Raw genomic sequence first — 21,377 nt, forward strand, 5'->3', positions numbered from 1 at the left:
CCTACAGGGGCGAGTTTGCCCCACGATTGCTAGCGCCCGCTGCGCCGCTCCGCCCGCGCCACCCGCTGAACCTCCTGGCGCACTTCATCGAGCACTTCCTGCACATAGGTGATGTGCCGGCTGGAGACTTCGCGTGCATCTTCGGCACGCCCTTCGACAATCGCCAGGTACAGCTCGCGGTGCTGGCTGATGAGCATGTCGCGGGTTTCGCTGCGCTGTTTGTACATGCCGCCGATGTTGGTCACCACGTTGCGCTTGAGCAGGTCGAACAGGCCACGAATGGTGTGCAACAACACCGCGTTATGACTGGCTTCGGCGATTGCCAGATGAAAACGCGCATCGGCCGCGCCCTCTTCGGCCCGGTCGACTTCATCAGCGCGGGCGTAGCAATCCTGCAAAGTGTCGAAGGCCGCCTTGAGCCGCAGGCGATCCGGCTCGGTGGCGCGGATCGCCGCATAATAGGCGCAGGATGCCTCCAGGGTATGCCGGAATTCCAGCAAGTCGCGCTGCGCTTCAGGGTTGCTTTCGAGCAACTGCAGCAGCGGGTCACTGAAGGTCGAGCCGAGCGATTCGGCCACATAGTTACCACCGCCCTGGCGGCTGACCAACAAGCCCTTGGCCACCAGCTTCTGGATCGCTTCGCGCAACGACGGTCGTGACACGCCGAACTGCTCGGCCAGCGCCCGCTCGGCAGGCAGGCGCTGACCGGCCGTCAAGGTGCCTTCGAGAATCATCCCTTCCAGCCGTTCGACGATATCGTCGGACAAACGGCGTTGGCGGACCTGATCAAAAACCATCACATGCTCTCCACAATCCCGAGTGCGTTCGGGGCTGTCTATTCTGGCGCATCCGCGACCCGCCGACACTAATCAGTTGGCAAATTTCCCTGCCGTTCAGGCCCGCTCCCCTTCAACCATCCCAAGAAAAGTTTCCTGGGACAAATTGACACAGCCACTTCGAGGCTTTTAACCTAGCGCCTCGACATTGTAAATTGGTCTTACCAATTATCCAATGCCAGTGCCTGACCAACAACAATTAGGGGCCACCCCATATGCAAACCTGGCAACAGCTTTACAGTCCGCTTGGTAGTCTTGGCCTGTCCGCGCTCGCGGCAGTCATCCCGATCGTGTTCTTTTTCCTCGCGCTGGCGGTGTTCCGCCTCAAGGGTCACGTGGCTGGCAGCATCACGCTGGGCCTGTCGATCCTGGTGGCGATCTTTGCTTTCCAGATGCCTGCCGACATGGCCCTTGCCGCCGCCGGATACGGCTTTGCCTATGGCCTGTGGCCGATTGCCTGGATCATTGTCGCCGCAGTGTTCTTGTACAAGCTGACGGTCAAGAGCGGCCAGTTCGAAGTGATCCGCAGCTCGGTGCTGTCGATTACCGACGACCAGCGCCTGCAGGTGCTGTTGATCGGTTTCTGCTTCGGCGCCTTCCTTGAAGGTGCGGCAGGTTTCGGCGCCCCGGTGGCGATCACCGCCGCCCTGCTCGTGGGCCTGGGCTTCAACCCGCTGTACGCCGCCGGCCTGTGCCTGATCGCCAACACCGCGCCTGTGGCCTTTGGCGCCCTGGGCATCCCGATCATCGTGGCCGGCCAGGTGACCGGTATCGATGCGTTCAAGATCGGCGCCATGACCGGCCGCCAGCTGCCCTTGCTGTCGCTGTTCGTACCGTTCTGGCTGGTGTTCATGATGGACGGCCTGCGCGGCGTCAAAGAGACCTGGCCAGCCGCCCTGGTGGCCGGCCTGAGCTTTGCCGTGACCCAGTACTTCACCTCGAACTTCATTGGCCCGGAACTGCCCGACATCACCTCGGCCCTGGCCAGCCTGATTTCCCTGACCCTGTTCCTCAAGGTCTGGCAGCCCAAGCGTTCGTTCGCCGCCGCCCCCGGTAGTGTTGGCGCCGCTGTGGTACAGAGCGGTGGCAGCCAGCCTTCGCCGTACAGCTTCGGCGAGATTTTCAAAGCCTGGTCGCCATTCCTGATCCTCACCGTGCTGGTCACCATCTGGACCCTTAAACCGTTCAAGGCCGCTTTCGCCACCGGTGGTTCGATGTACAGCTGGGTATTCAACTTCGCCATCCCGCACCTTGACCAACTGGTGATCAAGACCGCACCGATCGTCGCCACCCCGACGGCGATCCCGGCGGTGTTCAAGCTCGACCCGATTTCTGCCACCGGTACCGCGATTTTCTTCTCGGCGCTGATCTCGATGCTGGTGCTGAAGATCAATTTCAAAACTGGTCTGACCACTTTGAAAGAGACCTTCTTCGAACTGCGCTGGCCGATCCTGTCGATCGGCATGGTCCTGGCCTTTGCCTTCGTCACCAACTACTCGGGCATGTCGTCGACCATGGCCCTGGTACTGGCCGGCACTGGCGCGGCGTTCCCGTTCTTCTCGCCGTTCCTCGGCTGGCTGGGCGTGTTCCTGACCGGTTCCGATACTTCGTCGAACGCCCTGTTCAGCTCGCTGCAGGCCACCACCGCGCACCAGATCGGGGTCAACGACACCCTGCTGGTGGCCGCCAACACCAGCGGCGGCGTGACCGGCAAAATGATTTCGCCGCAGTCGATCGCCGTGGCCTGCGCCGCTACCGGCCTGGTCGGCAAAGAGTCGGACCTGTTCCGCTTCACCCTCAAGCACAGCTTGTTCTTCGCCACTATCGTTGGCCTGATCACCTTGATCCAGGCTTATTGGCTGACCGGCATGCTGGTTCACTAAAGTGTCAGGGGCCGGGCGCGTTGTGGCGCGCCCGGCAGCTCCCCTTCAACCAACGCTGCGAGACCCCATGATCATTTCTGCCGCTACCGATTACCGCGCAGCAGCCCAACGCAAGCTGCCGCCATTCCTGTTCCACTACGCCGACGGCGGTGCCTACGCCGAGCACACGCTGCGCCACAACGTCGAAGACCTGGCAGGCATCGCCCTGCGCCAGCGCGTATTGAAGAACATGTCCGAGCTGAGCCTCGAGACCCAGCTGTTCAACGAAACCCTGAGCATGCCGGTGGCCCTGGCGCCGGTCGGCCTAACCGGCATGTACGCACGCCGCGGCGAAGTCCAGGCGGCGCGGGCGGCAGCAGCCAAAGGCATTCCGTTCACCCTGTCGACGGTGTCGGTGTGCCCGATCGAAGAAGTGGCGCCGGCCATTGACCGGCCGATGTGGTTCCAGCTCTACGTGCTCAAGGATCGCGGCTTCATGCGCAACGCCCTGGAGCGCGCCAAGGCTGCTGGCGTCACCACCCTGGTGTTCACCGTCGACATGCCGGTGCCAGGCGCCCGCTACCGCGATGCGCACTCCGGCATGAGCGGCCCGAATGCGCCGCTGCGCCGGGTCTGGCAGGCCATGACCCACCCGCAGTGGGCCGTGGATGTCGGCCTGCTGGGCAAACCCCATGACCTGGGCAACATCTCCGCCTACCGCGGCAGCCCCACGGGGCTGGCCGATTACATCGGCTGGCTGGGCGCCAACTTCGACCCGTCGATTTCCTGGAAAGACCTTGAGTGGATCCGCGAATTCTGGGAAGGCCCGATGGTGATCAAGGGCATCCTCGATCCGCAAGATGCCAAGGACGCCGTGAAGTTCGGCGCCGACGGCATCGTTGTCTCCAACCACGGCGGCCGCCAGCTCGATGGCGTGCTGTCCAGCGCCCGCGCCCTGCCGGCGATTGCCGACGCGGTCAAAGGCGATCTGAAGATTCTCGCCGACTCCGGCATCCGCAGCGGCCTGGACGTGGTGCGCATGATCGCCCTGGGCGCCGACACCGTGTTGATCGGCCGCGCATTCCTCTATGCCCTGGCCACCGCCGGTGAAGCCGGGGTGAAGAACCTGCTGGAGCTGTTCGAAAAAGAAATGCGCGTGGCCATGGTGCTGACAGGCGCCAAATCGATCAGCGAAATCACCCGCGACTCGCTGGTCCGCGAACTGGGTGCCTGATAGCCGCGCCTTCGAATCACCGCCTGATTGACCGGGGCACGCGGCGCACCAGACGCCACGGCCCCGCGAGGAGATTGCATGAGTCTGCCCGCCGCGTTTCTCGACTCGGTAGCACGCCTGATACCCGCCGAGCGCCGTTTCGACGATCCGCTGTCGACCCTGGCTTTCGGCACCGATGCCAGCTTCTACCGGCTGATTCCCAAGCTGGTGGTACGGGTCGAATCCGAAGATGAAGTGGTCGCCCTGCTCAAGCTGGCACAGCGCGAGCGCGTGCCGGTCACCTTCCGCGCCGCCGGCACCAGCCTGTCCGGCCAGGCCATCAGCGATTCGGTGCTGATCGTGCTCGGCGATAACTGGAACGGCCGCGAGATTCGCCACCAGGGCCAGCAGATCCGTCTGCAACCGGGCGTGATCGGCGCCCAGGCCAATGCCTGGCTGGCCCCGTTCGGGCGCAAGATCGGCCCGGACCCGGCCTCGATCAACGCCTGCAAGATTGGCGGTATCGTCGCCAACAATGCCAGCGGCATGTGCTGCGGCACCGCGCAGAACACCTATCACACCCTGGCCGGCATGCGCCTGGTGCTGGCTGACGGCACGCGCCTGGACAGCGAAGACCCGGCCAGCGTCGCCGCCTTCGAACAGAGCCACGCCGACCTGCTCGATAAGCTCGCGCGCCTGGCCCGGGACACCCGCGCCAACACTGAGCTAGCCGCCAGAATTCGCCACAAGTACCGCCTGAAGAACACCACCGGCCTGTCGCTCAATGCCCTGATCGACTATGACCAGCCGCTGGATATCCTCAGCCACCTGCTGGTCGGCTCCGAGGGCACCCTGGGCTTTATCAGTGCCGTGACCTACGACACGGTGATCGATCACCCGAACAAAGCCTCGGCACTGATCGTCTTCCCGGATGTAGAAACCTGCTGCAACGCCGTTACCGTACTCAAAAGCCAACCGGTATCGGCGGTGGAACTGCTCGACCGACGCAGCCTGCGCTCGGTGCAGGACAAGCCCGGGATGCCGGCCTTCGTCCAGCAACTGTCCGATGGCGCCTGCGCACTTTTAATCGAATCCCGCGCAGCAACCCAGGCGCTGCTGCACGAGCAACTGGCGCAGATCATGGCCTCGCTGGCCAGCTTCCCGGTGGAGAAGCAAGTTGACTTCACCGAGGACGCCAAGGAGAACGCCAAGCTCTGGGCCATCCGCAAAGACACCTTCCCCGCCGTTGGCGCGGTGCGCAAGACCGGCACCACGGTGATCATCGAAGACGTGACCTTCCCGGTCGAGCAACTGGCCATCGGCGTCAATCGCCTGATTGCGCTGTTCGACAAACATCACTATGACGAGGCGATCCTGTTCGGCCATGCCCTGGAAGGCAACCTGCACTTCGTCTTCACCCAGGGCTTCAACAGCGCCGAAGAGGTCGCGCGTTACCAGGCCTTCATGGACGACGTGGCGCAACTGGTGGCGGTCGAATTCGGCGGCTCGCTCAAGGCCGAACACGGCACCGGGCGCAACATGGCGCCCTTTGTCGAGCTGGAGTGGGGCAGCGATGCCTACCAGTTGATGTGGCAGCTCAAGCGCCTGCTCGACCCCAATGGCATTCTCAACCCGGACGTGGTGCTCAGCGAAGACCCGCAAATCCATCTGAAAAACCTCAAGCCGCTACCGGCGGCTGACGAGATCGTCGACAAGTGCATCGAATGCGGCTTCTGCGAGCCGGTCTGCCCGTCCAAGGGGCTGACCCTGAGCCCGCGCCAGCGCATCGTCATGTGGCGCGATATCCAGGCGAAAAAACGCGCTGGCAGCGATACCCGCGAGCTGGAACGCAACTACCAGTACCAGGGCATCGACACCTGCGCCGCCACCGGCCTGTGCGCCCAACGCTGCCCGGTGGGTATCAATACCGGTGAGCTGGTGAAAAAGCTGCGCGGCCAGGCTGCCGAACACGTGAAGACTGCCGATTGGCTGGCTGACAATTTCCATACCGCCCTCAGTGGCGCGCGCCTTACCTTGCAAGCCGCCAACGGCGCCCGTCGCCTGCTTGGCGCGCCGCGCCTGAGTCGCCTGAGCGCCAGCCTCAGTAAGCTCAGCCACGGCCGAGTACCACAGTGGACGCCGGCCATGCCACAACCGCTAAAAGCGGTGCAGCTCAGCCCGGCCAGCAACGATGCGCGGCCCCGAGTCGTCTATCTGGCCGCCTGTGTTTCAAGGGTGATGGGTCCGGCGGCGGCGGATCGCGAGCAAACCTCGTTGCTGGACAAGACCCGCGCCCTGCTGGAAAAGGCCGGCTATCAAGTGGTATTCCCGGACAACCAGGACAACCTGTGCTGTGGCCAGCCGTTTGCTTCCAAGGGCTATGCCGAGCAGGCCGAGCACAAGCGCCAGGAGCTGATCAACGCCCTGCTGCACGCCAGCCGCGGCGGCCTTGACCCGATCTACTGCGATACCAGCCCGTGCACCTTGCGCCTGGTCCAGGATCTCGCCGAAACGCGCCTGGACCTGTATGACCCGGTGCGCTTCATCCGCACCCACCTGGTCGACAAGCTGGAGTTCACCCCCCAGGACGAGCCGATCGCCGTACACGTGACCTGCAGCACCCAGCACCTGGGTGAAAGCCAGGCGCTGATCGACCTGGCGCGGCGTTGCAGCAAACAGGTGGTGATTCCCGAAGGCATCCATTGCTGCGGTTTTGCCGGTGACAAGGGCTTTACCACCCCGCAGCTCAATGCCCATTCGCTGCGCAGCCTCAAGGATGCGGTGCAGTACTGCAGCGAAGGCATCTCTACCAGCCGCACCTGCGAGATCGGCCTGTCGAACCATGGCGGGATCGATTATCACGGGCTGGTGTACCTGGTGGACCGGGTAACCCGGGCGCGGGCTATCTGAACCTTTGTGAGAGCGGAGCAGTCCATCAAATTAGGCCCCCCTTTCCCGAGGCCTTCCCAGCCAAGGAGATTCACATGAAGCGTACTGCGATTTCCGGACTGTTCATTGCCGCCGCACTGCTTGCCTCCCCTGTGTTTGCGGAAGAAGACCTGTGCGCCCTAAACCTGCAGAAGATTGAAGATGCCACGGCTACCGCCGGAGCTACCTCCGAAGGTATGGACAACGCCGTGGCCGAGCATGTCAAGGACGCCAAGGCTGCCCAGGCAGCGGGTAACACGAAAGACTGCATTGCTATTACCAGCAAGACTCTGGAGCGCCTGGAGAAAACCGAGAAAGGCAGCAACGGCCAATAACCCGTCTGCCGGGCGATGTCAGACCAGCAGTCGACGTCGCCCGACCGATGGCGTATACTGGACATCGAGCGTTGAAAAACGCTTACAGCTAGAGCGCAACACATGGGGCCGATTAGGATTCGACGCCGGTAGTGAAACTCTAGGTGCATGCCGAGTTGGTAACAGAACTCGTAAATCCACTGTTGCAACTTTCTATAGTTGCCAATGACGAAAACTACGAGGGTTACGCTCTCGCTGCGTAAGCAGCCGAGCCCGCTCTCCTGGTAGCTTCGGCTCCAGCAATCACTAGGGGATGCCTGTAAACCCGAAGTGATTGTCATACAGAACAGGATCGCCGTGCAGTACGTTGTGGACGAAGCGGCTAAAACTTACACAACTCGTCCAAAGCACCCTGCCCGTCGGGCGGCTGCGGATTAACTCAATAGACACGGCTAAGCATGTAGTACCGACAGCGGATCACTGGCGGACGGGGGTTCAAATCCCCCCGGTTCCACCAAATACGCAAAACGAAAAAGGCATCTGGCGCTTGCGCAGATGCCTTTTTTGTTGCCCGCAGAACCCTGACTGAACCCGCCTGTCGGCCATCGACACGCTGCGGACAAAACCGTGCTCATCCTATTGGCGCAGCGGTCGATAAACACCTGGAAGGACCGCCCCGTCTCGTATCCTTGTCGACTCCGGGGGGCCGCAACCACCACAGAACAGGAGCAGGCATGAAAGTCTGTATGACCCACCGCGAGACCTTCTACCACGTTCTCAAGGCAGTGTTTGACGCCTGCAATAAAAAGCCGGTCATCGCCGAGCTTGGCGTCTTGCGCGGGCAAAATGCGCTGAACCTCTATAACGCCCTCAGCCCTGAACAGATGGTCTTGATCGACAGCTGGAGCCCCTCGGCCACCGAAGCCTACAGCCCGTTCGACCAGCTGCCACCTTGGGTTGACCCTGTAGATAGCTATGATTACTACTATGGCGGCTCGCTTTATGACATGGCCACCTGGGACAACCTGTATGAAGAATGCCAGGGCAAATTCGCCGACAAGCCCAACGTCACCCTCATTCGCGCCGAGACGATCGACGCCATTCCTGAGATCCAGCCAAGAACCGGTATCGAGAAATTCGACCTGATCTACATTGATGCCAACCATCAATACGAGTACATCCTGCGCGACATGATGTACTACCAGGACCTGCTGGCCGATGATGGCTTCATGCTTCTCAACGATTGCTGCCATAGCCTGCAAGGCACCAAGCAGAACCTGGGTGTACTGGAAGCCCTCAGCAGCTTCCTCAAGCGTTCCGACTTCGTGCCTGTGGCCGTGACCAACACTGACTGGTCGGATGTCATCCTGGTCAAAAAGAACTCGATGATGCTGCAACTTGTGGACATCGCCATCACCAACTCGGATATCCCGTTCGTCGAAATCCCGCATCAACTGATGTCCGCCGCCCGGGTTGTTTACGGCAAGCAGCGCACCAACATCAGCTTTGCCTGATCCGGCGTACTTCAAGGACGAAACCATTGCGCCCATTGATTATCCTGACCCTGCTCCTGCTGTGCGGGTCGCTGCAGGCCGCACCTAAGTGCGAGGACTTCCTCGGCACATTGGGCGCGTACCCCAAGGGCATCCAATACCAGGGCTGCCATCAGGACATCGAAGGACAGACGGCGCCCTTGATCGCGACCTACAAGGTCAGGGGCGCCGAAGCAGCGGTGGCCGAGGCCCACCTGCAGCAAACCTATGGCATGGGCCGCCTGCAGTTTTTCTGCTGCATGTGGGACTCGCTGCGCCACTTCCACCGCGACCCACACAGCGGCATCAATTACCAAGTCCTCATGGCCTCCGAAGAGACGCTGGCCAACCAGCGCTCGCAGTGGGCACAGATCGAGTTCTTCTACATCACCGTCAGCGTCGATACCCTCGAGCCCTGAGCGGCCATCAGCCCTTGGCGTACTGCAGCAGCACCTCCAGCGGATGACGCAACTGGCGCTCAGCCATGCGCTTGACCTGGCTGCGGCAGGAATAACCGGTGGCCAATGCTTCCCCCGGTTTATCCAGCTTGCCGGCCCAGGATTGCTCGAAGATGGTCCGCGAGGTGTCCTGGTTGCGCGCCTCATGGCCATAGGTACCCGACATGCCGCAGCAGCCGGTAGCCTCAGTAACGAGCTTCAGCCCCAGGCGGGCGAATACCTGTTCCCACTGACGGGTGCTGGCCGGCACGTTGGTTTTTTCGGTGCAGTGGGCCAGCAGGCGGAAGGTTTCGCTGGCGCCCGCAGCCTGTTCAGGCAGCACGTCGATCAACCATTCCTGCGGCAGCAGCACCTTCGGGCAATCGCTCAGACCTTCGACCTTCTGGTATTCCTGGCGATACACAAGAGTCATGGCCGGATCGAGGCCGACCAGCGGCACGCCGCAATCGGCCAGGGCCTTGAGCTGGGTGGCGTTACGAATCGCCGCTTTGCCAAAGGCTGCGAGGAAGCCCTGGACATGCAAGGGTTTGCCGTTGGCGCTGTAGGGCGCGAGGAACACCTTGTGACCCAGTCGATGGGCCAGTTCGATGAACGACGCCAGCAACGGTGTTTCGAAGTAGCGGGTGAAGGCATCCTGAACCAGAACGATGCTGCGCTCGCGCTGGGCAGGGGTCAGCTCGCGCAGCGCGGGTACGCTGGCCGCGCGCACGTTGCAGCGGGTCAGGGTGTTCTGCAGGTTGTAGCGGCTGATCAGCGGGCTGTCGAGCATGCCGACATGGCGCTCAAGCAGGCGGCTGACCCACTTCGAACCCATCACCGCGTTGTACAAGCCTGGCGCATAGGCCATGTAGGGAATGCTGAACTCCAGCGAACCGATCAGGTAGTCACGCAGCGGGCGCTGATAGCGGCCGTGGTACAGCTCCAGAAAGCGTGAACGAAATTCCGGCACGTTGACCTTGATCGGGCACTGCCCCGCGCAGGATTTGCACGCCAGGCAGCCAGCCATGGCTTCGTAGACTTCGTGGGAAAAGTCAGCCTCGCCACGGGAGCGGGCCTGGTTGTTGCGCAGGCGCTTGGGCAGCTCCTTGAGCCAGGAGGTCTTGTTCTTTGCCGCCGCCAGCACATCGATGCTGGCCGCACCCTGTAGGCGCAACCATTCGCGGATCAACGAGGCACGACCCTTGGGCGAATGCTGACGCTCACGGGTGGCCTTCCACGATGGGCACATGGCGTCGTTGGGGTCGAAGTTGTAGCAGGCGCCGTTGCCGTTGCAGTGCACGGCACTGCCAAAGCTCTGCCACACCCGCTCATCGATCTGCCGGTCAAAGTCGCCGCGCATCGGTGCTTCGTTGACCTTTATCAGACCCTGTTCGCTGTCCAGCGGGGTGCAGATCTTGCCGGGGTTGAGCTGATTGTACGGGTCGAAGGCGCCCTTGAGCGATTGCAGCGCCGGGTACAGGGCGCCGAAGAAATCCGGCACGTATTCCGAACGCAGGCCCTTGCCGTGCTCGCCCCAGAGCAGGCCGCCGTAGCGATGGGTCAGCGCCGCCACGGCATCGGAAATCGGCTTGACCAGCGCCGCCTGGGCTGGATCTTTCATGTCCAGCGCCGGGCGCACGTGGAGCACGCCGGCATCGACGTGGCCGAACATGCCGTAGGCCAGGCCGTAGCTGTCGAGCAAGGCACGGAAATCGGCAATGTAGTCGGCCAGTTGCTCGGGCGGTACGGCGGTGTCTTCCACGAACGGCTGCGGGCGCACTTCGCCTTCAACGTTGCCAAGCAGGCCCACCGAGCGCTTGCGCATGGTGTAGACGCGGGTCACCGCTTCGGCGCCTTCAGCCAGGGTGTGACCCAGGCGCTCGACGCCGGTATCGGCCTGCAGGTGGGCGACGAAAGCTTGCACCCGCGCGTTCACTTCGGCCGGATCATCACCACAGAACTCCACCAGGTTGATGCCCAGGGTCGGGCGCTCGGCTTCGGCGGGGAAGTACTCGGCGACGCTGTGCCAGACGATGTCCTTCATCGCCAGCATCAGCACCTTGGAGTCCACCGTCTCGATCGACAGTGGCTTGTGCGCCATCAGCGCATTGGCATCGCGCAGGGCATCCATGAAGCTGCTGTAGCGTACGTTGACCAGCACGGCGTATTTCGGAATCGACAGCACATTGAGCTTGGCCTCGACCACGTAACCCAACGAGCCTTCGGCACCGCACAGCACGCTGTTGAGGTTGAAGCGGCCCTGCTCGTCGCGCAGGTGCGCGAGGTCGTAGCCGGTCAGGCAGCGGTTGAGCTTGGGGAAGATGGTCTCGATCAGTTCGGCCTGGGTTTCCTGAATCTGCCGGGCCATGCGGTACACCTCACCGCTGCGGCCTTCTTGTGCACAAGCCTGCTCCAGCGCCTGGTCATCAATCGGCAGGCTGTGCAGGCGCTCGCCGCCGAGCAGCACACTGTGCAATTCGAGCACGTGGTCGCGGGTCTTGCCGTAGGTGCAACTGCCCTGGCCGCTGGCATCGGTGTTGATCATGCCGCCGACGGTGGCACGGTTGGAGGTCGACAGTTCCGGGGCGAAGAACAGCCCGTGGGGCTTGAGCGCGGCGTTGAGCTGGTCCTTGACCACCCCGGCCTGTACCCGCACCCAACGCTCCTCGACGTTGATCTCGAGAATGTTGTTCATGTGCCGCGACAGGTCGACGACGATGCCGTCGGTCAGCGACTGGCCGTTGGTGCCGGTGCCACCGCCACGCGGGGTGAGCTTGATCTGGCGAAAGCGCGGTTCGGCCATCAGCGTAGCGACGCGGGCCACATCCTCGGCATCCAGCGGAAACACCGCCGCTTGCGGCAGGCGCTGGTAGATCGAGTTGTCGGTGGCGAGCACCGTACGGGTAGCGTAGTCGGCGCTGAACTGGCCACGGAAACCGCTGGCGCGCAGGGCGGCGAGAAAATCGGCATAGTCGCCAGCGGGGGCGCTGGTCGGCAACTGGGCGATCATCAAAGGATGGCCTCTTTAATTTGGCTAATCACGGGAATATCGGAACACTTGCTGGCTGAGCATAATTAGGTCAGCCTCAAGACACTGATATGCCAATGATCCCGGAGCGCGACGCTGCGGACAACTGGATATTTCTGCCGCTATCGATGACTTTTACGAATGAATTACCGCCATCTCACACCGTCCATGTCATTGCTGCTGGCGTTCGAAGCCGCCGCCCGGCATGAAAGCTATACCCGCGCCGCCACCGAGCTGTCGCTGACCCAAAGCGCGGTGAGCCGCCAGGTGCAGGCGCTGGAGCAGCAACTGGGCCTGACCCTGTTCCGCCGAGAAGGCCGCCAGGTGCGCCTGACCGATGTCGGCCGGCTGTATCAACGGGAGATGAGCGAAGCCCTTGGGCGCATTCGCAGCGCCACCTTGCAGGCCATGGCCTATCAGTCCGGCGAAGGCAGCCTGCGCCTGGCCACCCTGCCGACCTTCGGTTCCAAGTGGCTACTGCCGCGCCTGCATGAATTCTACAAATTGCACCCGGGCATGCTGGTGCACATCAATTCGCGCATCGAAGCCATCGATTTCGAAACCAGCGGCATCGACGCCGCCATTGTCGTCGGCAATGCCGATGTGCCCGGGCTGGTCTGTCATCGCCTGCATGCCGAAGAGTTGCTGGTGATTCTGTCGCCGGAGACTGCCGCCAGCCAGGCCGACTGGTCGCCGCCGCGCCTGCCTGAGCAATTGCTGCTCAACGTGGCCAACAACCCCAACGCCTGGGGCGAGTGGTTTTCCCATCATGGCCTGGCGCACCGCAGCATGCGCCTGGGGCCAAGCTTCGAGCTGACCTCGCACCTGATCCAGGCGGTGCGCGCCGGCATCGGCATCGGCCTGGTGCCGCGCATCCTGGTGGCCGACGAGCTGGCCAGCGGGGAGCTGGTCAGCGTCGGCGCGCCGTTTGCCAGCCAGCGCAGCTATTACCTGATCTACCCGCCGCGCAACCAGTCGCTGCCGTCATTGGTGGCATTTCGCGGCTGGTTGCTGGGGCAGATCTGACGCCGGGCTCAGATGCTCAGGCAGATCTTGCCGAAGTGCTGGTTGCTTTCCTGGTAACGGAAGGCCTCGACGATCTGTTCCAGCTCGAAGGTCTTGTCGATCACCGGGCGCAGGCCATTGGCATCGATGGCGCGGACCATCGCCTGCTGCTGGGCGCGGCTGCCAACCAGCACACCCTGCAGGCGGATCTGCCGCACCAGCGCCTGGACCAGCGGCAGGTTGCCCGCCACGCCGGTAAGAATGCCGATCAACGACACATGCCCGCCGATACGCGCGGCGATCATCGACTGCTCCAGGGTCGCCGGGCCACCGACCTCGATCACGTGATCGACACCGCGGTTGGCGGTGAGCTGGCGTACTTTCTCGCCCCAGGCCGGGGTTTTGCGGTAGTTGATCAGGTGGTCGGCGCCCAGGGCCTTGAGGCGTTCGAGCTTGTCGTCGCTGGAGGACGTGGCGATCACCGTGGCGCCCGCCAGCTTGGCGAACTGCAGGGCGAAAATCGACACGCCACCGGTGCCTTGCACCAGCACGGTATCGCCTGGCTTGAGCGAGTCGTCGGCCATCAGCGCACGCCAGGCAGTCAGGCCGGCGGTAGTCAGGGTCGCCGCTTGCGCGTGGCTGTAGCCCTTGGGTGCATGAGTAAAGGACGTCGCGCGAGCGGTGACCTGTTCGCGGGCGTAACCATCGATGCCGTCGCCCGGAACGCTGGCGAAACCTTCGACCAACGGCTGGCCGTCCAGCCAGTCCGGGAAAAACGTACTGACCACCGAATCACCAACAGCGAACTCGTTGACGCCAGTGCCCACTGCGGTCACCACGCCAGCGCCATCGGCCATGGGAATACGCGGCGCAGTCGGGCCCCACATGCCGCTGACCACGGCAAAGTCGTGATAGTTGAGCGAGTTGGCATGCAGGCGCACGCTGATTTCGCCGGCTTGCGGGGCGGCTGCCTCGCGGGTGCCTACCTGCACCTTGTCGTAACCACCGCCGGTCTGGACGATAATGGCCCTGCTGGTCATGGAAACCTCCTGAGTCGATTCGGCAAATAGCTGACCAGTCTTCGCCCGACCCTGCCCCAGGTCAAGCACGAGCGCTTGCATAGCGCGCCAGCAAACCACAATAATGCGACTAATTATCAATTACTCGATATTGCCCCGCCATGCCCGCTCCCGATCATGCTGCCCTGCACGCGCTCTACAGCGAACATAACGGTTGGTTGAAAAACTGGCTGCGTACCCGCCTGGGCAATGCCGCCGATGCCGCCGACCTTGCCCAGGACACCTTTATCCGGGTATTGAATGCACGCAATGCAGACACCATTCGCGAGCCGCGCAGCTACCTGGGCGCCATCGCCCATGCGCTGATGATCGACAAGTTTCGCCGCAAGGCGCTTGAACAGGCCTATCTGGACGAACTGGCGCTGCGCCCGGAGCGGGTCGCCGAATCACCGGAAAGCCGCTTGCTGATCCTCGAAACCCTGCTGGCGGTGGACCAGATGCTCGATGGCCTGGGCGAGCGCACGCGCTCTATCTTCCTGGCCGTGCAACTCGAAGGCCTGAGCTATGTGGCTACCGCCGAACGCCTGGGGATATCGGTGACCACGGTGAAAAAACACCTGATCCGCGCCATGACCCACTGCCTGCTGCTCACGGACGACTGACATGGCCCAGCCGCTGGACTATCGCACCCTCGAAGCTGCCGCCACCTGGTACGTGCAGCTCAACGCCGCGCCGCCCAGCGCTGCGCAGTTGCAGGCCTGGCAAGACTGGTTGGGCAAGAACCAGGCCCATGCCCAGGCCTGGGCGCGGGTCGAAAAGCTGCAGCGCCAACTGGGCCGGCTGCCCGCTGATGTCGCCCTGCCGACGCTTGCCGGCGTGCGCGCCCGGCGCCGCGCCGTGCTCAAGACCCTGGCGCTGCTCATGGCCGTTGGCGCAACCGGCTGGGCGGTACAGCAAAGTACACCGGGCCAGGCGTGGATGGCCGAGCTGCGCACCGGCAAGGGCCAGCGCCGCCAGGTGCGCCTGGACGATGGCAGCCAGCTTGAACTGAACACCGACAGCGCCGTGGATATCCGCTACGACAGCCAGCAACGCCTGCTGCGCCTGTACAGTGGTGAGATCATGGTGCAAACCGCCCCTGACAGCGCGGCGCGCCCGTTCATGGTCGAAACCGCCGAAGGCCGGGTGCTCGCCCTCGGCACGCGCTTCAACGTGCGCAGCGACAATGGCCTGAGCCGGGTCAGCGTGCTCGAACATGCGGTGCAGGTGCGCCCGCTCGACCAGCCGCTGCTGATGCTGCGCCTGGAGGCCGGGCAAAGCGTCAGCTTCAACCGCACGCAGATTGCTGCCGCCAGCACCGCCCTGCCCGGCACCGGCGCCTGGACCCAGGGCATGCTGACCGTGATCGAATGGCGCCTGGCCGATTTCATCAGCGAACTGCGCCGCTACCGCCCCGGCGTGCTGCGCTGCGCCGAGGGCATCGCTGACCTGCGCCTGTCAGGTGCCTTTCGCATCGACGACACCGACACGATTCTGGAAAACCTCGGCGTGTCGTTGCCGGTCAGGGTGCGTTACATGACTCGCTACTGGGTCAGCATTGAAGCTGTCTGAAGAAATTTCGTACAAAGGGTTGCCGATTTTCATTCTCATTCGGCTACGCAGTTAAAGCGGCAAATTTCGACCGCCCCTCTGCCCAGCCAATCGAAGGAAATCCTGCATGACCCCGACTTGTCCGCGCGCCCCTCGCCCGCTGGTTCGCGCTGTCCACCTGGCGCTGTTCGGCCTGACCCTGGCACCGTTGCCGCTGCTCGCGCTGCTGCCGACCCAGGCCATGGCGCAAAGCGCCAGCACCCAGTTCCAGATCGCCCCGGGCCCGCTGGGCACTACCCTGAGCCTGTTCGCCACCCGCGCCAACATCACCCTGTCGTTCGATGCGCGCCAGACTCAAGGCCAGCAGTCGGCCGGCCTGCGCGGCACCTACTCGGTCGAGGAAGGCCTGGCGCGCCTGCTCAGCGGCACCGGCCTGCAGGCCCAGCGTCAGTCCAACGGCGGCTACGTGCTGGTGCCCGCCAATACTGGCGCGGCGATGGAACTGGGCGCCACCAGCATCAATGCTCAAGGCCTGGGTGAAACCACCGAGGGTACGCATTCCTACACTACCGCAGCGACCCGTACTGCGACCAAGCTGCCGTTGTCGATCCGCGAGACGCCACAAACCATCACCGTGGTTACCCGCCAGCAGATGGACGATCAGGGCGCCCAGAGTATTTCCGATGTGCTGCGCAATACCCCCGGCGTCTCGGCGCAAACCTATGACAGCGACCGCACCGAGTTCACCAGCCGCGGCCTGGTGATCACCAACTACCAGTACGACGGCGTCAACACCGTGTATGACGGGGTGTACGGTGAAGGTACCGCGCATGTCGACATGTCGATCTATGACCGTGTGGAGGTGCTCAAGGGCGCCACCGGCCTGATGACCGGCTCCGGCGACCCGTCGGCCACAGTCAACCTGATCCGCAAGAAACCGACCGCGCAGTTCCAGGGCTCGCTCACCGGCAGTGCCGGCAGCTGGGACAACTACCGCGGCGAAGTCGATGTCTCCGGCCCGATCAACAGCAGCGGTAGCGTGCGTGGGCGCTTCGTCAGCGCCCAGCAGGACAAGAAGGGCTACCAGGACCATTACCAGCAGAACAAAGAGGTGTACTACGGCATCCTCGAGGCCGACATCACCCCGGATACCCTGCTGACCGTCGGTATCGACCAGCAGACCACCACCCCGCGCGGCAGCTCCTGGACCGGCAACCCGGTGTACTACACCGACGGCGGTCGCACTGACTTCTCCCGCTCGTTCAACCCGGGCGCCGACTGGAGCCGCCGCGACTTCCAGAACCGCACCTACTTCGCCTCGCTGGAACAGGCGCTGGCCAACGACTGGTCGCTCAAGCTCAGCGTCAACCAGTTGCAGAGCGATCACGACACCCGCCTGGCCTCGGCCAGCGGTGGCGCGCCGGATCGCAATGGTGACGGCATGTACTTTTTCTGGGGCCGCTGGGAAGGCCACCGGGTGCAGAACAGTGCCGACCTGAATATCTCCGGCCCGTTCACCCTGTTCGGCCGCCAGCACGACCTGGTCGTCGGCCTTGACACCAACCATTCGCGCCAGACCGGCGCCACCTGGGACACCGGCGAATTTGGCACGGTGCCCGGCAGCATCTTTGACTGGGACGGTCACATCGGCGTGCCGGACTTCCCGAAAAACGGCAAGTACGAACAGAAAAAGAGCCAGAACGGCGCCTACATCGCCACCCGCCTGCACCCGACCGATGACTTTTCAGTCATCCTCGGCACCCGGGTCAGCACCTTCAAGTACAGCGACAACTACGATTACGACGGCCTGAACCCGAACTTTGCCGACAGCCAGGCCAGCTACAAGCAACACGGCGTGGTCACGCCCTACGCCGGAGTGGTCTATGACCTGAACGACACCTACTCGGTGTACGCCAGCTACACCTCGATCTACCAGCCACAGAGCAACAAAGACAGCAACGGTGCCACCCTCGACCCGGTCGAAGGCGACAGCTACGAAACCGGCCTGAAAGCGGCCTACTTCGACGGCAAGCTCAACGCCAGCCTGGCGCTGTTTCGCATCGAGCAGGACAACGTCGCCGAGTCGATCGGCACCAACCCTGCGACCAACGAGGGCATCTACAAGGCCACTAGCGGCGCCACCACCCAGGGCATCGAGCTGGAAGTGGCCGGTGAGCTGCAGGAAGGCTGGAATCTCTCGGCCGGCTATACCTACGCGCGTTCACGCGATGCCGACGAGCAGCGTATCTATGGCTTCCCGATGAGCACCAGCAAACCTGAACACCTGGTGCGGCTGTTCACCACCTACCGCCTGCCGGGGGTGCTGGACAAGGTGACAGTGGGGGGTGGAATCAACTGGCAGAGCGCGTTCTACGGCAAGATCTACAACCGCTCGATCGAGGATTACAGCTTCATCAAGCAAGGCGGCTATACCCTGGTCGATCTGATGACCCGTTATCAATACAACGAGCAGCTGAGCTTCACGGTCAATGCCAACAACGTCTTCGACAAGCGCTACCTGACCGGGCTGGGCAACTTCGACACCACCTACTTCGGTGATCCGCGCAATGTGATGCTGACGACGCGCTGGGAGTTCTGAGGCCCCATCGCGGGGCAAGCCCGCTCCTGCGCACCGAATGCAGGAGCGGGCTGGACCCGCGATGAATTCAACTCAATTGTCGAGCATCACCTGCAACGCCCGGCAATCCGCTGCATGCCAGTCGGCCAGCTCTGGCCAGGGGTTATCCGGCAGGTTCACCAGAATCGTCCGCGCCCCCGCCGCCCGGCCGCAGTCCAGGTCAAAGCGGTAGTCGCCGACCATGATCATCTCGCCCGGTGCCACGCCCCAGGATTCGGCCAACTGCAACAAGCCGCCAGGATGCGGCTTGGGCGGTGCTTCATCACGCCCGACCACGTGCTCGACGGCAAAGCAGTCGGCCAGGCCGATTGCCTCAAGGGTGATATGCGCAAGCTCCCGGGCATTGCGGGTAAGGATACCCAGCTGGCAACCGCGCGCCGCCAGCTCGCGGACCAGCTCCACGGCACCAGTAGCCGGGCGTGAACCAATCGCCAGCTCACGTTCATGCTCCAGCAACCAGGCGTGCTTGGCTGCGGCTTCATCGGCCGGCAGGGCCGCCAGGTGGGTGAGGATGTCGTGGGTCTGGGGAATTTCCAGCGCCACCTTGATCGCGGCAAAATCATGCACGGCAACGGTCAGGGTGCCGTCCATGTCGAACACCCAGTGGCGAATCTGCTGCAGGCTCATTGCCAGTCCTGGCGATGACGAATCAGGCCTTCCTGGCACGACGAAGCCACCAGTTGCCCGGCCTGGTTGTAGATGTTGCCGCGGGCAAAACCACGGGCATTGCCGGCCCACGGGCTGTCCATGGCGTACAGCAGCCACTGGTCGGCGCGCAGGTTGCCGTGGAACCACAGCGCGTGGTCGAGGCTGGCGATCTGCATGTCCTTGTGCCACACCGATTTGCCATGGGGCAGCAGCGAGGTGGTCAACAGGCCAAAATCCGAGGCATAAGCGAGCATGTACTTGTGCAGCGCCGGCACGTCCGGCAGGTTGCCGTCAGCACGGAACCAGACGTACTTGACCGGCTCGCCGGGCTTGGGGTTGAACGGATCCTCGGCAGTTACCGGACGCATTTCGATCGGCTTGGCGCAGAGCATCTTGTCGCGAATGGCTTCAGGCAGGCGATCGGCCATGCGCTTGGCCAGCTCGACTTCCGACGGCAGGTTTTCCGGGCCGACCACCTTGGGCATCTGGCTCTGGTGCTCGAAGCCTTCCTCGTCGTACTGGAACGAGGCGCTGCAGGTGAAGATGGTCTTGCCCTTCTGGATCGCCGTCACCCGCCGGGTGCTGAAACTGCCACCATCGCGTACGCGGTCGACCGAATAGACCACCGGCATGCTGGCGTCGCCCGGGCGCAGGAAGTAGCCGTGCAGCGAGTGCACGTGGCGCGCCTCCTCGACCGTCTGGCTGGCCGCCGACAGCGACTGGCCCAGTACCTGCCCACCGTACAACTGACGAAAGCCCAGGTCCTGGCTTCGCCCGCGGAACAGGTTTTCCTCGATCGATTCCAGGCTCAACAGGTCAACCAGATCGTCCAACACGTGGCTCATTCAAGATTCTCCAAGGCAATGCGCAACTGCGGCAAATAATACAGGGTTTGTCATTGCCGGCCCGTATGTTGTGCAATTCAGCCGCGCAGGGTGGCCTGCCACTGGGCACGGTCGATGCGGTACAACACGTGCGCTCGCAAAGGGTCGCCAGGCTCTAGCCTGGGGTGTTCGAAGCTGCCGACCAGGTCCTGCTGCATGCCGATGGCCTGCATGACTTTTTGCGATGGCAGGTTGCTCTCGGTGGTGAACGACACCACCTGCTCCAGGCCCAGTTGAGCGAAGGCGCAGCGCAGGCTGGTCCAGGCCGCTTCACTGGCAAAACCCAGCCCCCAGTGGCGCCGGGCCAGGCGCCAGCCGATCTCCACCGCCGGGGTAAAATCGGCGGCAAAACTCACGTTGAGCAGGCCGGTCATGCCGATAAAGGCGCCGGTGTCCTTGCGCTCCAGGGCCCACAGGCCAAAGCCGTATTCATTGAAGTGGCCGCGAATCCGGCCGATCAGCGCAGCGCTCTCGACCCGGGTCAAGGGTGCAGGAAAGTAACGCATGACCTGCGGGTCGGCGCACATCGCGGCGAACTCCCTGAGGTCGTCATCCTGCCATTGGCGCAACAGCAACCGTGCGCTTTCCAGTTGCAATATCGGGGTCATGCTCGGCTCCTTATCCACAGCCTGCTGTTTATAGCGTAGGTAACAACCTCGGCTCCAAGCTATTTTTCACATCCCTTTCACTGGTTCTGAACCTGACCTTTTCTACAGTGCGTTCACTCTTGAACCTGCCTGAAGTGGTCCTATGTCATCTTCCCACCTGACGCCTGCGCTTACCGCCAGCACTGCCACCCAGCGACGACGCGGCGCTCCCTGGCGCCAACCGCTGACCGGGCTGGGCCTCCTGCTCGCCCTGGTCATCCTTGCACTGTGGTGGACATCGAGGACACCGATCGTGGACCTGGGCAGCGACAATCAGATGCACAACAGTGGTGTTTACAGCGAATGGGCCAAGGGCGCGGTCATCGTCCTGATCCGCCATGCCGAACGTTGCGACCGTTCGCACAACCCGTGCCTGGACGACCCCAGCGGTATTACCCTCGACGGTAGCCAGGCCGCCAGTGAAGTCGGTCACGGTATCCAGCGCCTGGGCCTGGACAACGCCCAGGTCCTGAGCAGCCCGGAGGTGCGCACCCAGCAAACCGCGCACTTCATGTTCGGCAAGGCGATCGCCAGCGAGGACTGGCTCAAGCAATGCGACAAGGGTTTTGCCGATGCTGCCTTCAAACACAAGCGCGCCGACCATAACCTGGTGCTGGTCACCCACAGTGGTTGCATCGATCATCTTGAGCGGCAGTTGAATGTGCCCGGTGGTGAACGCTCCAGCGCCTATGCCAGTGCCTTGTTCGTGTCCATGGGCAGCAACGGCAAGGCGCGCATCCTTGGCCAGATGAACGCCAATGAATGGCGCAAACTTGTCGCCAGTGCAGGAATGTAA

17 protein-coding genes and 1 other RNA gene are annotated in these 21,377 nt (G+C 63.0%); 12 read left to right on the top strand and 6 right to left on the bottom strand.

Going from position 1 to position 21,377, the window contains the following annotated elements:
* Positions 1-29: 29 nt before the first annotated feature.
* Positions 30-797, bottom strand: coding sequence for a GntR family transcriptional regulator (locus tag UB48_RS18665; RefSeq protein ID WP_045199761.1), 768 nt, complete (start codon positions 795-797; stop codon positions 30-32).
* Between the two features lie 254 nt (positions 798-1,051).
* On the opposite strand from UB48_RS18665, the gene UB48_RS18670 reads away from it, so the two are divergent.
* The 7 genes from UB48_RS18670 (at position 1,052) to UB48_RS18695 (ending at position 9,104) form a co-directional block, all read left to right on the top strand.
* Positions 1,052-2,719, top strand: coding sequence for a lactate permease LctP family transporter (locus tag UB48_RS18670; RefSeq protein WP_045199763.1), 1,668 nt, complete (start codon positions 1,052-1,054; stop codon positions 2,717-2,719).
* A gap of 67 nt (positions 2,720-2,786) precedes the next feature.
* Entirely contained in the window at positions 2,787-3,932 is a 1,146-nt protein-coding gene (gene lldD / locus UB48_RS18675; protein WP_045199765.1) for an FMN-dependent L-lactate dehydrogenase LldD, read from the top strand.
* A gap of 78 nt (positions 3,933-4,010) precedes the next feature.
* On the top strand, positions 4,011-6,821 hold the full coding sequence (locus UB48_RS18680; protein WP_045199767.1) for an FAD-binding and (Fe-S)-binding domain-containing protein: 2,811 nt from the start codon (positions 4,011-4,013) through the stop codon (positions 6,819-6,821).
* 74 nt (positions 6,822-6,895) lie between these two features.
* Positions 6,896-7,174: a hypothetical protein gene (locus tag UB48_RS18685; protein WP_045199770.1), complete on the top strand. Its 279-nt coding sequence runs from the start codon at positions 6,896-6,898 to the stop codon at positions 7,172-7,174.
* Positions 7,175-7,278: 104 nt separating this feature from the next.
* Positions 7,279-7,670: a transfer-messenger RNA gene (ssrA, locus tag UB48_RS27410) on the top strand.
* Positions 7,671-7,887: 217 nt separating this feature from the next.
* Positions 7,888-8,667: a class I SAM-dependent methyltransferase gene (locus tag UB48_RS18690; RefSeq protein WP_045199772.1), complete on the top strand. Its 780-nt coding sequence runs from the start codon at positions 7,888-7,890 to the stop codon at positions 8,665-8,667.
* Between the two features lie 26 nt (positions 8,668-8,693).
* The gene (locus tag UB48_RS18695; protein ID WP_052676542.1) at positions 8,694-9,104 is read left to right on the top strand and encodes a DUF4952 domain-containing protein; all 411 of its coding nucleotides are present in this window, start codon (positions 8,694-8,696) and stop codon (positions 9,102-9,104) included.
* Between the two features lie 7 nt (positions 9,105-9,111).
* Here UB48_RS18695 and UB48_RS18700 read toward each other — a convergent pair whose 3' ends face one another.
* Entirely contained in the window at positions 9,112-12,132 is a 3,021-nt protein-coding gene (locus UB48_RS18700; protein ID WP_045199776.1) for an FAD-binding and (Fe-S)-binding domain-containing protein, read from the bottom strand.
* Between the two features lie 159 nt (positions 12,133-12,291).
* On the opposite strand from UB48_RS18700, the gene UB48_RS18705 reads away from it, so the two are divergent.
* Positions 12,292-13,176 (top strand): LysR substrate-binding domain-containing protein, encoded by an 885-nt coding sequence (locus UB48_RS18705; RefSeq protein WP_045199779.1) that lies wholly within the window; start codon positions 12,292-12,294, stop codon positions 13,174-13,176.
* Positions 13,177-13,184: 8 nt separating this feature from the next.
* Here UB48_RS18705 and UB48_RS18710 read toward each other — a convergent pair whose 3' ends face one another.
* Entirely contained in the window at positions 13,185-14,195 is a 1,011-nt protein-coding gene (locus UB48_RS18710) for an NAD(P)-dependent alcohol dehydrogenase (protein ID WP_045199781.1), read from the bottom strand.
* Positions 14,196-14,335: 140 nt separating this feature from the next.
* Between UB48_RS18710 and UB48_RS18715 the strand changes: the two genes are divergently transcribed.
* The 3 genes from UB48_RS18715 (at position 14,336) to UB48_RS18725 (ending at position 18,363) form a co-directional block, all read left to right on the top strand.
* On the top strand, positions 14,336-14,836 hold the full coding sequence (locus tag UB48_RS18715; RefSeq protein WP_045199783.1) for a sigma-70 family RNA polymerase sigma factor: 501 nt from the start codon (positions 14,336-14,338) through the stop codon (positions 14,834-14,836).
* A gap of 1 nt (position 14,837) precedes the next feature.
* Complete coding sequence (locus UB48_RS18720; protein ID WP_045199785.1) at positions 14,838-15,785, top strand: FecR domain-containing protein; 948 nt, start codon at positions 14,838-14,840, stop codon at positions 15,783-15,785.
* Positions 15,786-15,891: 106 nt separating this feature from the next.
* Entirely contained in the window at positions 15,892-18,363 is a 2,472-nt protein-coding gene (locus UB48_RS18725) for a TonB-dependent receptor (RefSeq protein ID WP_082075472.1), read from the top strand.
* 72 nt (positions 18,364-18,435) lie between these two features.
* Here the strand turns inward: UB48_RS18725 and UB48_RS18730 are convergent, their stop codons facing one another.
* The 3 genes from UB48_RS18730 to UB48_RS18740 all read right to left on the bottom strand — a co-directional run bounded on the left by UB48_RS18730 (position 18,436) and on the right by UB48_RS18740 (position 20,542).
* Positions 18,436-19,029, bottom strand: a complete 594-nt coding sequence (locus UB48_RS18730) for an HAD family hydrolase (RefSeq protein ID WP_045199787.1) — start codon at positions 19,027-19,029, stop codon at positions 18,436-18,438.
* A complete protein-coding gene (tesB, locus tag UB48_RS18735) occupies positions 19,026-19,895 on the bottom strand; it encodes an acyl-CoA thioesterase II (RefSeq protein WP_045199789.1) in 870 nt (289 codons plus the stop codon). Before tesB ends, UB48_RS18730 begins: the two co-directional genes overlap by 4 nt.
* A 77-nt stretch (positions 19,896-19,972) precedes the next feature.
* Positions 19,973-20,542 (bottom strand): GNAT family N-acetyltransferase, encoded by a 570-nt coding sequence (locus UB48_RS18740; RefSeq protein WP_045199791.1) that lies wholly within the window; start codon positions 20,540-20,542, stop codon positions 19,973-19,975.
* Positions 20,543-20,684: 142 nt separating this feature from the next.
* Here UB48_RS18740 and UB48_RS18745 point away from each other — a divergent pair, with 142 nt between their 5' ends.
* Positions 20,685-21,377 (top strand): histidine phosphatase family protein, encoded by a 693-nt coding sequence (locus UB48_RS18745; protein ID WP_045199793.1) that lies wholly within the window; start codon positions 20,685-20,687, stop codon positions 21,375-21,377.

This window comes from Pseudomonas sp. 2(2015) (assembly GCF_000955865.1).
Classification (GTDB): domain Bacteria; phylum Pseudomonadota; class Gammaproteobacteria; order Pseudomonadales; family Pseudomonadaceae; genus Aquipseudomonas.